Genomic DNA, 13,685 nt, shown 5'->3' with positions numbered 1-13,685 from the left:
GGGACGAGCTCCACCAGGGTCGCGCCGGCGATCGGCGTAGGCGTAGCGCGACGCTGCGTCAGCGATTGCCGACCGAGATGGCCGTCTCGTACACCTGCACGGTCGTGGCGGCGATGGCTCCCCACGAGTACTTGCGCTCGACGAGGTCGCGGGCGCTGGCCGTCAACTGCTCGGACAGCAGCGGGTTGCGAAGCACCATCTCGACACAATGGGCGAGGTCGTCGGGGTTGCCGGGCTCGAAGGTGAGGCCGGCATCGGTTCCAGCAATCAGCTCGGCGAGGCCGCCGGTCCGAGCGACGATCAGCGGTGCGCCCGCTGCCAGCGCCTCCAGCGCGACGACGCCGAAGGGCTCGTACAGCGACGGGATCACGACGCATCCCGCTCGACTCAGCAGCGCCCGGAGTTGCTCGTCATGCAAGAACCCGGGAAGGTCGATCAGTTCGCTGACCCCTTCGACGTCGATCTGCGTCTGGAGTTCGGGCAGGTAGCTCCCGCGACCGGCGATCGTGCACGCGACGTCGGGAAGACGGCCGCGCAGCGTGCTCATCGCACGCGCGAGCACCTGGAAGCCTTTTTCGTACTGCACGCGCCCCCACGACACGACGAGGGCCTCGCGTTCGACCGCGTCGTCGGTGCGCCACAGCGCGGCGTCGATGCCGTTGGGGATCCGGACGATCCGCTCCGGGGAGATCTCGAATCCGGACACGAGTTGGTCGACGATGAACCGGGTCGGAGTGATCAGGCGGTCGGCTTGGAAGGCGAGCCACCACTCGATCGCCGAGATGTCGCTGGACTCGCCCTGGGGCAGGCTGCCGCCGTGTCGGACGCTCTCGGTGCCGTGCATGGTCAGAATGAACGGCACCGAATACAACGTCGACAGCGTGTCGCAGGCCCAGCCCACGCTCCAGTCGTGTCCGTGCACCACGTCGGGCGTCCAGCCGTCGCGGTCGAGCTCGACCTGATCGGCCAACTTGACGAGCGCATGGTTGGCCGATGCGGCGCGCGCGAGCGGGCGCTCCTCGGGAATCCACGGCATGTGTGCGTCGGCGCGATACACGCGGACCGGTCCGGCTCGCTCGGCCACGCGATCGGCGCGACGGTCATCGACCGTGAACACGATGACGTCGTGCCCGGCGTGGGCGAGGGCGTCGCACAATCCGGTGACGTGCGCGGCCGTGCCACCCACCGCTTGCGGCGGAAAATCCCACGAGAGCATGAGGATGCGCACGCACAGAACGTATCGGAGGCGGTCGGACCGGTCGTGCTTCGCGGCGTGGGGCGCGTCGGTGGTGCGCTGCCCTGCGCTGTCCGAGGTTGTGCGCCGGACGTCGACGAGCGAATTCGGGCCGGTCCGTTCGAGGAAGTTCACCCCCGACATCGGCCCACCAGGTACGGTGCAGAGCGATGTCGCCATCTCCGTCGCTCATCGGTGAACTCGACCTCCACCTCCTCGGGGAGGGGACGCATCGACGACTCTGGGAACTCTTGGGTCCGCAGTTCGTCACGAACGAAGCCGGGGAGCCGGGCGGTGTCCAGTTCACGGTGTGGGCGCCCAACGCACGCTCCGTGGCCGTCGTCGGGGACTGGAACGCATGGAAGCCAGAGCCGCTCGAGCGTCTCGAGCAAGGTCCCGGCATCTGGACGGTCGTGGCGGCGGCTGCATCGAGCGGCCAGTGCTACAAGTTCGAGATCGTCACGGCGCAGGGGCGCACGACGCGCAAGGCCGATCCGATGGCCCGTCAGACCGAGTTGCCCCCGAGCGATGCCAGCGTCATCCCCACCTGCACCGAATACATGTGGGGCGACGACGAGTGGATGTCGGCCCGGGCCCGTCACCTCGCCGGTACCGCACCGATGCGGGTCTACGAGTTGCACCTGGGGTCATGGCGTCGCAACGTCACCTCCTGGGACGACCTCGCTACGCAGGTGGCGACACACGTCCGCTCGCTGGGGTTCACCCACGTCGAACTGCTGCCGATCGCCGAGCATCCGTTCGGCGGGTCGTGGGGCTATCAGGTCTCGGGCTACTTCGCCCCGACGGCCCGCTTCGGCGACCCCCACGGTTGCCGCCGCTTCGTCGACACCCTGCACCAGCACGGCATCGGCGTGATCGTCGACTGGGTGCCGGCGCACTTCCCGAAAGACGAGTGGAGCCTGGGTCGATTCGATGGCACACCGTTGTACGAGCACGCCGACCCGCGCCGCGGTGAGCACCCGGACTGGGGCACCTACGTCTTCGATTTCGGTCGCAACGAGGTCCGTAACTTCCTGATCGCCAACGCGCTCTACTGGCTCGACGAGTTCCACATCGACGGGCTCCGCGTCGACGCCGTCGCCTCGATGCTGTATCTCGACTACTCGCGCGATGCGGGGGAGTGGAGTGCCAATGAGTTCGGCGGGCGCGAGCATCTCGAAGCCATCCGGCTGCTGCAGGAGACGAACACGGTGGTCGGCGAAGAGTTCCCGGACGTGTTGATGATCGCGGAGGAGTCGACGGCGTGGCCGGGTGTGACCCACCCGGTGTCGGGTGGCGGTCTCGGGTTCAGCCACAAGTGGAACCTGGGTTGGATGCACGACACGCTCGGCTATCTCGAGCACGACCCGGTGCATCGCGCCCACCATCACCACGAGCTCACGTTCGCTCAGCTGTACGCCTACAACGAACGCTTCGTCCTTCCGCTGAGCCACGACGAAGTCGTGCACGGCAAAGGCAGCTTGCTCGCGAAGATGGGCGGCGACGACTGGCAGCGATTCGCGGGGCTTCGCACACTGCTCGCGTGGCAGTGGTCGATGCCGGGATCGCCGCTGCTGTTCATGGGCAGCGAACTGGCGCCGTGGCAGGAGTGGAACGACGCGTCCGAACTCCCTTGGCACCTGCTCGAGCATGCACCGCACCGCGGCGTGCACGATCTCCTCGCGGAGATGAACCGCCTGGCCGACCAGTTCCCGGCACTCTGGCGGCGCGACCAAGAGCCCGGCGGATTCCAGTGGCTCGACGCCGACGATGCCGAACACAGCATGTACGCGTTTCTCCGCTGGGACGATCATGGGGCCGCCGCGGTCGCGTGCATCGCGAACTTCACCCCGGTGCCGCGCCCCGGCTACCGGGTCGGGTTGCCGTGGGTCGGCGAATGGGAGCCGGTGCTCGACACCGACGCAGCGGCGTGGTGGGGGAGCAGCCATCGAGGCGACGACCGGATCATCGCGACGACCGACGAGCCCTGGCAGCGTCAGCCCACGTCGGCGCTCATCGATGTCGGCCCGATGTCGATGATCTGGCTCGCCGCCGAACGTCGCGCCTGAGACGACGGCCTCGGCCACGTCTCTGCGAAGGTCGCTGGCTACAGATGCTTGAGGGCTTCGCGTCGACTCAGCCCTGAGAGTGCGTTCTGGTGACGCTGTACGAAGGCGGAGACCGCAGCGGGGTCGGTGTTGGCGTACTCGCGTAACGCCCAACCGATCGCCTTACGAATGAAGAAGTCGGTGTCGTGCATGCGCTGTTCGCAATAGGAAAAGAGCCGTTTCGCGTCCGTGCGGTCGTCGTAGGTGACCTGGTGCAGGATCGCCGAACGGGCGATCCAGAGATCGTCGCTGCCGATCCACTCGTCCATCTGATCGACGAGTTCAGGGTGCTGCTGCACCATCGTTCCCACCGTGTGGATGGCCAGCGAATCGACGGTGTCCCACCACGGTGTCATCATGATGCATCGGGCGATCGCGTCGAGGTCGTCGGCGCGCAGGTTGCGTGCGCCCGAGCGCAATGCGTCCATGGCGGTGTACTGGCATTCCCGTGCCGGGTGGTCCCAGAGGCGGAGGCAGACGTCGAGGAGTTCGTCGGGATCGGCGGTCTTCGCCCAGGTGAGCAACGGCTTCGACAGCCGACGGCGCTCGGGCGCCGAGACGCCGAGGAACTCGAAGTGGCCTTGCATGTACACAGCCATCGGCGTGGCGTTGTCGGGGTCGGCGGCCGCATGAAGGTCGGCACAGATGTGCTCGACCGTATCGACCCCTGCGTCGATCATGACGGTGGGAACACTCATGGTGACGACCGTACGGGATCATGCGGAACCGGCCCCAAGAGGGCACACAGACTTCACTCCCCGTTCACGGAGCCGTTGCCCTCTCGTCGCGGACCGTAACGGTTTGTGTCAGACACAAACCGATACGCCGGGTCAGGTGGTGGCGCCGACCGAACGCAGCGTGGCGGCGGCGTCTTCGGGGGCGACGATGTTGATCATCACGCCGGTCCCGCGTTCGAAGCCGGCCTGCGTGGTCAGCTGCGGCCAGATGTGCACGTGCCAGTGGTAGTCGGCGGTGTGCTGGTGCGGGGCGGTGTGGATGCCGATGTTGAACGCCACGTCGCCCAGCGTCGCGTTGAGGTGGCCGATCGAATCTCGAAGTGCTCGGCCCACCGCAGCGAGGCTGTCGTCGGACGCGTTCTGCAGGTGACCGTGTTGTTCTCTCGGCACGATCAGCATCTCGTAGGGCACGCCGCTCGCGAACGGGCACATGACCACCACGTCGTCATTGGCGATGACGATGCGGATGTCGGCGGCGAGTTCGGCTTCGATCGTGGTCTCGAGGAGCGAACCGCCCGCGAAGCGTGCGAAGGCTCGTTCCTCGTCGAGCACCTCGCCAGGAACGAACGGGAGTCCGAGGATCTGGCCGTGGGGATGGGCGATCGACGCGCCTGCCTCTCGGCCGTGGTTGACGATCACCTGGGTGTAGCGGACGAACGGCAGCGCGGCATGCTCGGCGAGTCGGCGCTTGAGAATGAGCATGAATTCGGCGGCATGATCGTCGTCGAGTTCATGCAGGCCAGCGTCGTGGTCGGGTGCGTACACGAACACTTCGTGGATGCCGCTTGCTTCGGCCTTGACGTGGACGGGCCCGAGGTTGTGGACCGCGAACGCGTCGTCGCCGTCGAAGGCCGGATAGCGATTGGGGATGACTCGCATCGACCAGGTGCCGTCGGCCTCCGTGACCTCGATCGCCGGCGGGGTCTCTTCCTCGTTGCCCGGACAGAACGGGCACGGACGATCGAGCTGCAGTTCGCTGGTTCGATCCCGTTCGGTGAAGTCGCTCGGTCGACCTGCACGGTCGGGAACGATGGTCACCCACCGTCCGTTGAGGGGGTTCAGCCGCATCTGACTCATTGGGCCCTCAGGCTACGCCGAACCCGGCGGACGTGCGTGACACTACGCGGGTTCTGTCGGCGGGTCTGGAGGCGGCGAGCCCGGGTCGCTGTTGGGAGAAGCGTCGTCGGACCGCGTCGGGGCTGATGATTCCACCCGCTCGCGTGTGTCTCCGGTGCTCGCTACATCATCGAGGATGTCGTGTGCCACGCCGGCGATGCTCAGGTCGTGCTCCGCACCGAGTCCGTGCAGACGATCGAGGCGGCGCTGGTTCCATCGATGCATCCACCACCCGATGAACGCGCCGACGGCGAACGCCAACAGTCCGCCGACGCCGTCGAGCCAGAAGTGATTGCCCGTGACGATGATGCAGAACAACGTGGCTGCGGGGTACGTGAGGACGAGCGCTTTGGTCCGGCGCCGACGCAGCAGTGGCCAGATGGCGATCGCACACCAGGTCGACCAGCCGATGTGCATGCTCGGCATCGCCGCGTACTGATTGGAGATCGCGGCCACCCGGTCGGAATCGAATCGCCACGGTCCGCCGAACTCCTTGATCGTGTCGGTGAACCCGAATCCGTTCGTGCCGTCGAATCGCTGCTCGGTGCCGGGCCGAAGCTGACTCGGAACGCAGGCGCCACCGAAGTTGGTGTTGGCGGCATCGGGGATGACGACCGGTGAGGCCAGCCCCGCATCGATGTCGGCGAGGTCGTCGGGGAACTCCGTCGCGATCGGGCACGGGGCGTCGAGCAGCCGCGGTGGCATCAACGGGAAGAAGGCGAAGCCGACGATCGCGAGTGCCGTCATCGCAGCGAGCGTGTTGCGCCACTGCGGGAACACGTCGGCCCGCTTGAAGAACAGCAGGATGAACACGCCCAGGGTGACGAAGAAGTGGGCCGTGCCGTAGTACACGTTCCAGAACTGGATGAACCACTCGTAGGGCAGAAAGACGTCTTGGAGGGTCTCTTCGTGGTAGAGCCCGATCGCCCGCTCGAGACGGATGATCCGCTCGGCGTTGTGGAATGCGGCCTCGGGCACGCCGTCGGCGGCGATGGTGTTCGATCCGAACTGGTTGCGGATCCAGGAGTAGACCACGTAGAACGCGGCGACGATCAGCAGTTCCTTCCACCAGAAGAGGCGATGTTCCCGCGGAGGGGTTCCGGTGGTGATTGTCCCCTCCATCGGTTTCATACACTACGTGTTTTGGGCCACGCGTTGACACGCGTTGACTCATGCTGACGGGTGTTCGGCCTCATCCTGGCGCTCGGGCAGGTCAGGCGGGACTACAGCATTTGTCCATGAACTTCGCCCGGTCGACCAGCGCCCTGGTGACCTTGCCGGCGGCGACCAGGCCGCCTCGGTCGGAGACCGAGACCGTGAAGGTGAGGCGTCGACCATCGACCTGTTCGAGGCTGGCCTCGGCGGTGACGACCTCTCCGACGGCAGTGGGCTGGAGGTGGTCGACGCGGATGCGCATCCCGACGCTGCTGGTGGCCTCGTCGAGCACGCCCGCGATGGCGTTGATCGTGGCGGCCTCGCACAGAGCGATGAGGCGGGGAGTTCCGAGCACTTCGACGTCTCCCGAACCGAGGGCTCGAGCGGTATCGGACTCCGTCACCGTCAGGACGGCGGTTCCTCGCAACCCGGTCTCGAACGTGGCGAACGGCACGGGGTACGACGCTAACGGATCCCGCCTGCCAACGCACGCCAGCTCGTTGTTCGCAGCGAGTCCGAATCGTCGGACTCGCGGTGATCACGGCATCGTCGGGCGAGGTCGAAGCCGGGCTCGTAGGCTGATGGGGTGATCGATCAAGACGTGTTGGAACGAGTGCTCGTCGGTGCGACCCAGACCGGGGCCGATTTCGCCGAGGTGTACGCCGAGGACAAACGATCGACGTCGGCTGGTCTCGACGACGGCCGGGTCGAACAGGTCACCAGCGGTCGAGACCGTGGTGCTGGCATCCGGGTGATCGCTGGAGACACCACCGGCTTCGCCTACACCTCCGATCTGTCGGAGGCCGGGCTGACCGCGGCGGCTGCTGCTGCCGCGGCTGCCGCGAAGGGTGGCGGTGGCGGTGTTCGCACCGTTGGGCTCACGCGATCCGATCCGCACCGGCCGAACACGATCGTGCACGACCCCGATTCGATCGAAAAGGCCCGCAAGGTCGAGTTGTTGGCGCGGATGGACGAAGCGGCGCGGGGCTACGGACCCGAGATCGTGCAGGTGTCGGCTGGTTACGGCGACAGCGTCAAACGCGTGCTCGTCGCGAACACCGAGGGCGTGCTCGCCGACGACGAAGTGGTGCGCACCCTGTTGCGCGTCAGCGCCGTTGCCAACGGCGACACCGGCATGCAGACCGGATATCAGACGATGGGACACACGGTCGGGTTCGAGATCTTCGACACCGTCGACGTCGAGGAGATGGCCCGCGAGGCGGCACGCCAGGCGATCACGAAACTCGGCGCCCGGCCCGCTCCGTCCGGCGAGATGCCGGTCGTGATCAAGCACGGCACCGGCGGGGTGTTGTTCCACGAAGCGTGCGGGCATGGCCTCGAAGCCGACCACATCCACAAGGGTGCAAGCGTCTACGCGGGCAAGATGGGCGAGTTGGTGGCCAACCCGCTGGTCACCCTGGTCGACGACGGGACGATGCCGGGAGAGTGGGGCACGCTCGGGGTCGATGACGAAGGGCAGCGCACGCAGCGCAACGTGTTGATCCAGGACGGCATCCTCACCGACTACATGTGGGACTACCTCCGGTCGCGCAACGATGGCCGGCCGCAGTCGGGCAATGGCCGCCGCCAGAGCTACCAGCACCTGCCGATGGTCCGCATGACCAACACGTTCGTGCTCGACGGACCCGACGATCCCGACGACATCATCTCCTCGACGCCCAAGGGCGTCTACGTCGCGAAGCTCGGAGGCGGCAGCGTCAACACCGCGTCGGGCGACTTCGTGTTCGGCATGACCGAGGCGTACCTGATCGAAGACGGTGTCATCACCGAGCCGCTCCGCGACGGCAATCTGATCGGCAACGGTCCGAAGGTGCTGCGCGACATCGACATGCTCGGCAACGACTTCTCGATGGGCAGCCCCGGCACGTGCGGCAAGGACGGGCAAGGCGTGCCCGTCGGCGACGGCCAGCCGACGCTTCGAGTGAAGGCGCTCACCGTCGGCGGCACGTCGTCATGAGCGACACCGTCGGCGCGTTGCAGGCGATCGCCGACCGCGTCATCGAACAGGCTCGGCCCGGCGAACAGATCGAAGCGTTCGTCTCCCGGGGCGGCGAGACCGAGGTCCGGGTGTACCAGGGCGAGGTCGAGCACTTCGTCTCGGCGCAGTCGGAGGGCATCGGCATCCGGGTGATCTCCGACGGTCGGACCGGCTTCGCGTACGCGGGCACGCTCGATGAGGCCGCCATCGCCGAGGTGCTCGCCGACGCTCGTGACAACGTGCAGTTCGGCACCGTCGACGAGTACGCCGCATTGGCGGAGCCCGACGGAGTGTCGCCGACCGAGCAGGCCTTGTGGAACGACGCGCTCGCGGACTACCCCACCGACGAAAAGATCGCTCGGGCACAGGATCTCGAACGTCTCGCGTCGAGTCACGACTCCCGCGTGCGTGTCGACGAAGCGAACTACGCCGATGCCTGGGGCGAAGCGGCGGTCGCCTCGACGGCAGGTATCCGTCAGTCGGGGCGCGAGAACGGCTGTTACGTGTCGGTCGCCACGCTGGCCGACGAGGGAGAGGGCGCCGCCGCCGAGACGCAGACCGGCTTCGGGTTCTCGGTCGGGCGTGAACCGGGCGAGTTCGATCTCGAGCGGGCCGCGCGTGAGGCGAGCGAGCGAGCGACCTGTCTGCTCGGGGCGACCAAACCGTCGTCGCGCCGTGTCACCGTCGTGCTCGACCCGTTCGTCACCGCGCAGTTCCTCGGGGTGATCTCCTCGACGCTCAACGGTGAGGCCGTCGTGAAGGGGCGCTCACTGTTCACCGACCGGCTCGGCGACGAGGTCGCGGCCGCCTCGGTCACCCTCGTCGACGATCCGACCAACCCGAAGGCGTACACGTCCACCGACGTCGACGGAGAGGGCCTCGCTGCCCGCCGCAACGTGCTGATCGAGAACGGTGTTCTCCAGCAATTCGTCCACAACTCGTACTCGGCCCGCCGGGCGGGAACGGTCTCGACGGGCAACGCCACGCGCGGGGGGTTCGCTGGTACGCCCGGCGTCGGCTGCCTTGCGCTGTCGTTGGTGCCGGGCACCCGTTCTCAAGCGGAGATCGTCGCCGGGATCGACGACGGACTGCTCGTGCAGCAGATGCAGGGTCTTCACTCGGGCGTCAACCCGATCAGCGGCGACTTCTCGACCGGCGCAGCCGGGCTGTTGATCACCAACGGCGCGGTCGGGGCGCCGGTGCGCGAGTTCACCATCGCATCGACGCTGCAGCGCATGTTGCTCGACATCGTCGAAGTCGGTGGTGACATCGACTGGCTTCCGATGCGCAGCGCTGGCATGAGCCTCGTCATCGACAACATCACGATGTCGGGCGCCTGACGCCCCACCGGTGCGGGTGGCGGTGACGGCCCGTTCGGGCCTCGCAGGTCGTTGCGTGGCACTGCCAAGCGTCGCATCGACCGTCACGCCGGGATAGACACGGGGCGTGCCGATCTTGCATGCGATCGTTCTCGGGCTGGTGCAGGGCCTCTCGGAGTTCTTGCCGATCTCGTCGAGCGGCCACTTGCTCCTGGTTCCGTGGTTGTTCGGATGGGACGACTTCGGCGGCCCCGATGGCGACCGGATCAAGAAGACGTTCGACGTCGCCCTCCACTTCGGCACGTTCATCGCTGTGCTCGGCTACTTCCGTCGCGACGTCGTGACGTATGTGCGCGAAGGCACGCGCTTGGTGTTCAAGCGTTCGATCCCGGCGACCACCGACGGCAAGCTCGCTTGGTTCTTCGTGCTGTCGACGATTCCGGCAGCGGTGATCGGCGCGCTGTTCGAAGACGCCATCGACGAGCGTCTCGGCACGCCGATCATCATCGCGATCTCACTGATCGTCTTCGGTGTGCTCCTCGGCTGGGCCGACCGGATGGCGGGCAAGCGTCAGCTGGAAGCGTTCGGTGCACGCGATGCACTACTCGTCGGCGCTGCGCAAGCCTTGGCGTTGAACCCCGGAACCTCTCGCTCGGGCATCACGATGACCGGGGCACGAGCGCTCGGCTTCGATCGGGACTCGGCCGCCCGGATCAGCTTCGTCATGTCGCTGCCCGTGATTTTCGGCGCGGTCGTGTTCAAGACACTCGGCGCCATCACCGACGGGATCCCGTCGGACCTGTACTGGCCGATGGCGATCGGGATCATCACCTCGGGCATCTCCGGCTGGATCGCCATCTGGGGCACGTTGCGCTACATCCGTACACGCAGCTTCACGCCCTTCGTCGTGTACCGGATCGCGGCGGGGATTCTGGTGTTGGCGCTGATCGGTATCGGCTTCCGCGACGCCTCGCTCTGATGCCAGCACATCGACGAACGAGGCGTGCGGCCGCCTCGGCGTTCGAGATCACGGTGTGAACGCCAGCGAGGCAATGCGCATCTGTGCGGCCGCGGCGACGACTGCGGCGTCGTCGTCGGGCACGGCGACGAACACCACACCGCCGGTGATGTCGGCGATGTCGGCTCGGTCGGTCAGCAGCACTCCGTCGGCGTACACGGCGACGCCGAGTCCGGCCGCCAGCGAGTCGACTGCGGTGGCCAACAAAGGGTCGTCGATCGCGACGACGACGTGCCCGGGAGCTGCGGTGGAGGCCGGCCCCGAGCGCGGCGTGATGTCGGCGTCGACGATCACTTCGCCGTGGCGGATCCGTTGGCGGGCGAGTCCATCAGGCGGGGCCGTGTCGACGCTCGCGTCGAGGGCAGCTCCGGGGGCTGCGATGCGTGGAAGCTGGCGTCGAGTCGCCGTGATCGCCTGTCCGATCTCGATGTCGGCGTCGGCGACCCAGACCGCTCGGGAGTCGCCCCATTCCGAACGAGCGCGCTCGACGGCGGCGAGTCGGTCGGCGACCCCTGCGGCCACGATGGCCGCCAACAGCGCAACCACCAGCCAGTACACCCAGGGACGTTTGGCCATGAACCTTCGTACGTCGGTGCCGATGCGGCGGTGGCGGTTCGGCGTGGTGGCGGTGCGCAGCACAGCGGCTCCTCTCGAAACGGTGCAGCGCGAGGCACTGCGGGGTCGGCGACGTGGACGTGAACACGGCCCCCGACCACCTGGTGGTGACCGGCCGGTACGAGGGTCGGGATGGGCAGGAGGGCCGGGATGGCGATCGAGGTGGAGTCGGAAGCGTGACGGTACCGAGAAGGTGGTCACGCGCCAAGATCGTCGCGAGACGCAGCGAGATGCTCGAGTGAGTGCTGTCAGGGCAGTTCGGGGACCGCGGCTTCGATCAGCTGCTTGACCCGGTCGATGTTGCGGGCGACGACCGCCATCACCAGGTCCATCGACACCGGTTCGTGATCGCCTTGTCCGCCGGCGAGGCCAGCGTCTCGGTCGGTGACGAGCGCGATCGACGCGTAGGGCAGACCTGCCTCGGCAGCGAGGACCGCTTCGGGATACCCGGTCATGTTCACCACGCTCCAGCCCATCGACGAGAACCACTGCGACTCGGCACGCGTCGAGAACCGCGGGCCGTTGATGACGACCATCGTCCCGCCGTCGTGCACCGTGATGCCCTCGATCGAGCGTCCGGCGTCGACCAGCACTCGTCGCAGCGGTTCGGCGTACGGGTCGGCGAACGCCTGGTGCTGCACGGGGCCGTCGGAGCCGTGGGTGCCGTCGTTCGACCCCACGTCGTAGAACGTGTCGCGTCGTGCGCTGGTGCGATCGACGAGTTGGTCGACGACGACGAAGTCGCCGACGTCGAGGTCGGGTCGCAGCGACCCGACCGAGCAGGGTGCGACCACGGAGCGAACGCCGAGCGACGCGAGCGCCCACACGTTGGCGCGAAACGGCACGCGATGCGCGGCGTACTGGTGGCGGTGCCCGTGTCGGGCGAGGAAGGCGACTCGGCGTCCGGCGAGTGTGCCGATGCGCACGGGTGCGGCCGGGTCGCCGTAGGGCGTTTGGACGTCGACGTCGACGGCATCGTCGAGGAATTCGTAGAACCCGGACCCGCCGAAGACACCGATCTCCGCTCCGAGGTCGGTCGCCCGATCGTCGAGCGGAATCAGCATCGGCGCGGTGTCAGTCCGATGACGACGTGCTGGCTGCCGGCTTCGACGAGCTGGTCGAGGAACTGGTCGAGCTCGACGAGGAGCTGGTGGTGCTCGACGACGAATCGCTCGAGCCGCTCGAGCCGGATGACCCGCTCGACCCGGTTGAGCCGGACGAGCCGGATGATTCGGACGACCCGGACGCGGAGCTGCTGCTCTTTCCCCGATGGTCGGTCTTGAAGAAGCCGCTCCCCTTGAACGTCACGCCGACCGGTTGGAAGACCTTCTTGACGGACATCAACTCACCCGTGGCCGGGTGCGCGTACTCGGTCAGCGTGTCGTCGGTGAACGACTGCTGGACTTCGATCGTCTCATCGGTGTCGATGAACTTGTAGACGTAGGTGGGCATCGAAGATGAAAAGCTATCGTCGCCAGCATGCAGGTCCGCAGCGCAGTGATTCCCGCCGCCGGTCTCGGGACCAGATTCCTTCCCGCGACCAAGGCGGTTCCGAAGGAACTCTTCCCGATCGGTGACCAACCGGCGATCCAGGTGGTCATCGACGAAGCGCTCGGCGCGGGCATCGATCACATCGTCGTGGTGTCGAGTCGGGCGAAGCCGGCGATCGACGCGTACTTTGCTCCCGACGAGGCGTTGCTTGCCGCGCTCGACGACAAGGGCAAGCACGACACCGCCGAGCGTTTGCGTGCGATCGGGCGCGACTGGCGGGTCAGCATCGTGTACCAAGACAACCCGAAGGGCCTCGGCCATGCGGTCGGGTGCGCTCACGAGGCGGTCGGTGACGAACCGTTCGCCGTGTTGTTGCCCGACGAGCTGATGGGATCGTCGGCGCTGCTCGCACAGATGAACGGCGTGTGCGCGTCGACGGGCGGCAGCGTGGTCGCCGTCGTCGAGGTGCAGCCGCACGAGGTGTCGTCGTACGGCGTCATCGACCCGTCCGGCCCGCTGTCGGACGACGGGGTCATCCCCGTCCGCGATCTCGTCGAGAAGCCGCCGATGGACGAGGCGCCGTCCAATTTCATCCTCACGGGTCGCTACGTGTTGACCGCCGACGCCTGGTCGGAGATCGCTGCGCTGCAGCCTGGTCGCGGTGGGGAGCTGCAACTCACCGATGCACTGCGGGCTCAGGCCAGCCGGGCACCGTTCCACGGCGTGGTCGCCGACATCGGTCGCTACGACACGGGCAACCCGCTCGGGTTCCTCACGGCGTCGATCGAGCTCGGTCTCGCCAGCCCCGAGCTCGGTGGCCCGCTGCGCCGGTTCCTGTCCGACCTGCAGACCTGACGCTGCGCGTCCGCCGGCTCGCCGTTGCCTCTCGGCCG

Annotated in this window: 13 protein-coding genes; 6 read left to right on the top strand and 7 right to left on the bottom strand. The window is 67.2% G+C overall.

Annotation, left to right across the window (positions count from 1 at the left end; all coding sequences use genetic code 11):
• Positions 1-58 precede the first annotated feature (58 nt).
• Positions 59-1,228, bottom strand: coding sequence for a glycosyltransferase family 4 protein (locus tag ACE37B_RS08025; RefSeq protein ID WP_409922753.1), 1,170 nt, complete (start codon positions 1,226-1,228; stop codon positions 59-61).
• Positions 1,229-1,404: 176 nt separating this feature from the next.
• Between ACE37B_RS08025 and glgB the strand changes: the two genes are divergently transcribed.
• Positions 1,405-3,303, top strand: a complete 1,899-nt coding sequence (gene glgB, locus ACE37B_RS08020) for a 1,4-alpha-glucan branching protein GlgB (RefSeq protein WP_409922752.1) — start codon at positions 1,405-1,407, stop codon at positions 3,301-3,303.
• 38 nt (positions 3,304-3,341) lie between these two features.
• Here glgB and ACE37B_RS08015 read toward each other — a convergent pair whose 3' ends face one another.
• The 4 genes from ACE37B_RS08015 to ACE37B_RS08000 form a co-directional block, all read right to left on the bottom strand.
• A complete protein-coding gene (locus ACE37B_RS08015) occupies positions 3,342-4,040 on the bottom strand; it encodes a DNA alkylation repair protein (RefSeq protein WP_409922751.1) in 699 nt (232 codons plus the stop codon).
• Between the two features lie 132 nt (positions 4,041-4,172).
• Positions 4,173-5,147: a galactose-1-phosphate uridylyltransferase gene (gene galT, locus ACE37B_RS08010; RefSeq protein ID WP_409922907.1), complete on the bottom strand. Its 975-nt coding sequence runs from the start codon at positions 5,145-5,147 to the stop codon at positions 4,173-4,175.
• A 51-nt stretch (positions 5,148-5,198) separates the two neighbouring features.
• On the bottom strand, positions 5,199-6,317 hold the full coding sequence (locus ACE37B_RS08005; RefSeq protein WP_409922750.1) for a phosphatase PAP2 family protein: 1,119 nt from the start codon (positions 6,315-6,317) through the stop codon (positions 5,199-5,201).
• A 91-nt stretch (positions 6,318-6,408) separates the two neighbouring features.
• Entirely contained in the window at positions 6,409-6,804 is a 396-nt protein-coding gene (locus tag ACE37B_RS08000; protein ID WP_409922749.1) for a thioesterase family protein, read from the bottom strand.
• Positions 6,805-6,936: 132 nt separating this feature from the next.
• On the opposite strand from ACE37B_RS08000, the gene ACE37B_RS07995 reads away from it, so the two are divergent.
• The 3 genes from ACE37B_RS07995 to ACE37B_RS07985 all read left to right on the top strand — a co-directional run bounded on the left by ACE37B_RS07995 (position 6,937) and on the right by ACE37B_RS07985 (position 10,647).
• Positions 6,937-8,328 (top strand): TldD/PmbA family protein, encoded by a 1,392-nt coding sequence (locus ACE37B_RS07995; protein ID WP_409922748.1) that lies wholly within the window; start codon positions 6,937-6,939, stop codon positions 8,326-8,328.
• The gene (locus tag ACE37B_RS07990) at positions 8,325-9,689 is read left to right on the top strand and encodes a TldD/PmbA family protein (RefSeq protein ID WP_409922747.1); all 1,365 of its coding nucleotides are present in this window, start codon (positions 8,325-8,327) and stop codon (positions 9,687-9,689) included. Before ACE37B_RS07995 ends, ACE37B_RS07990 begins: the two co-directional genes overlap by 4 nt.
• 106 nt (positions 9,690-9,795) lie before the next feature.
• A complete protein-coding gene (locus ACE37B_RS07985) occupies positions 9,796-10,647 on the top strand; it encodes an undecaprenyl-diphosphate phosphatase (RefSeq protein WP_409922746.1) in 852 nt (283 codons plus the stop codon).
• Positions 10,648-10,695: 48 nt separating this feature from the next.
• Here the strand turns inward: ACE37B_RS07985 and ACE37B_RS07980 are convergent, their stop codons facing one another.
• A complete protein-coding gene (locus ACE37B_RS07980) occupies positions 10,696-11,262 on the bottom strand; it encodes a hypothetical protein (protein ID WP_409922745.1) in 567 nt (188 codons plus the stop codon).
• 287 nt (positions 11,263-11,549) lie between these two features.
• Positions 11,550-12,365, bottom strand: coding sequence for an S-methyl-5'-thioadenosine phosphorylase (locus ACE37B_RS07975; protein WP_409922744.1), 816 nt, complete (start codon positions 12,363-12,365; stop codon positions 11,550-11,552).
• A gap of 26 nt (positions 12,366-12,391) precedes the next feature.
• Between ACE37B_RS07975 and ACE37B_RS07970 the strand changes: the two genes are divergently transcribed.
• On the top strand, positions 12,392-12,739 hold the full coding sequence (locus ACE37B_RS07970; RefSeq protein ID WP_409922743.1) for a hypothetical protein: 348 nt from the start codon (positions 12,392-12,394) through the stop codon (positions 12,737-12,739).
• Between the two features lie 41 nt (positions 12,740-12,780).
• Positions 12,781-13,647, top strand: coding sequence for a UTP--glucose-1-phosphate uridylyltransferase (locus tag ACE37B_RS07965; protein ID WP_409922742.1), 867 nt, complete (start codon positions 12,781-12,783; stop codon positions 13,645-13,647).
• The last annotated feature ends 38 nt before the right edge of the window (positions 13,648-13,685 follow it).

It is taken from the genome of Ilumatobacter sp. (assembly GCF_046290335.1).
Taxonomy (GTDB): Bacteria; Actinomycetota; Acidimicrobiia; order Acidimicrobiales; family Ilumatobacteraceae; genus Ilumatobacter_A.
This window is presented reverse-complemented; position numbering and strand designations above follow the sequence as displayed.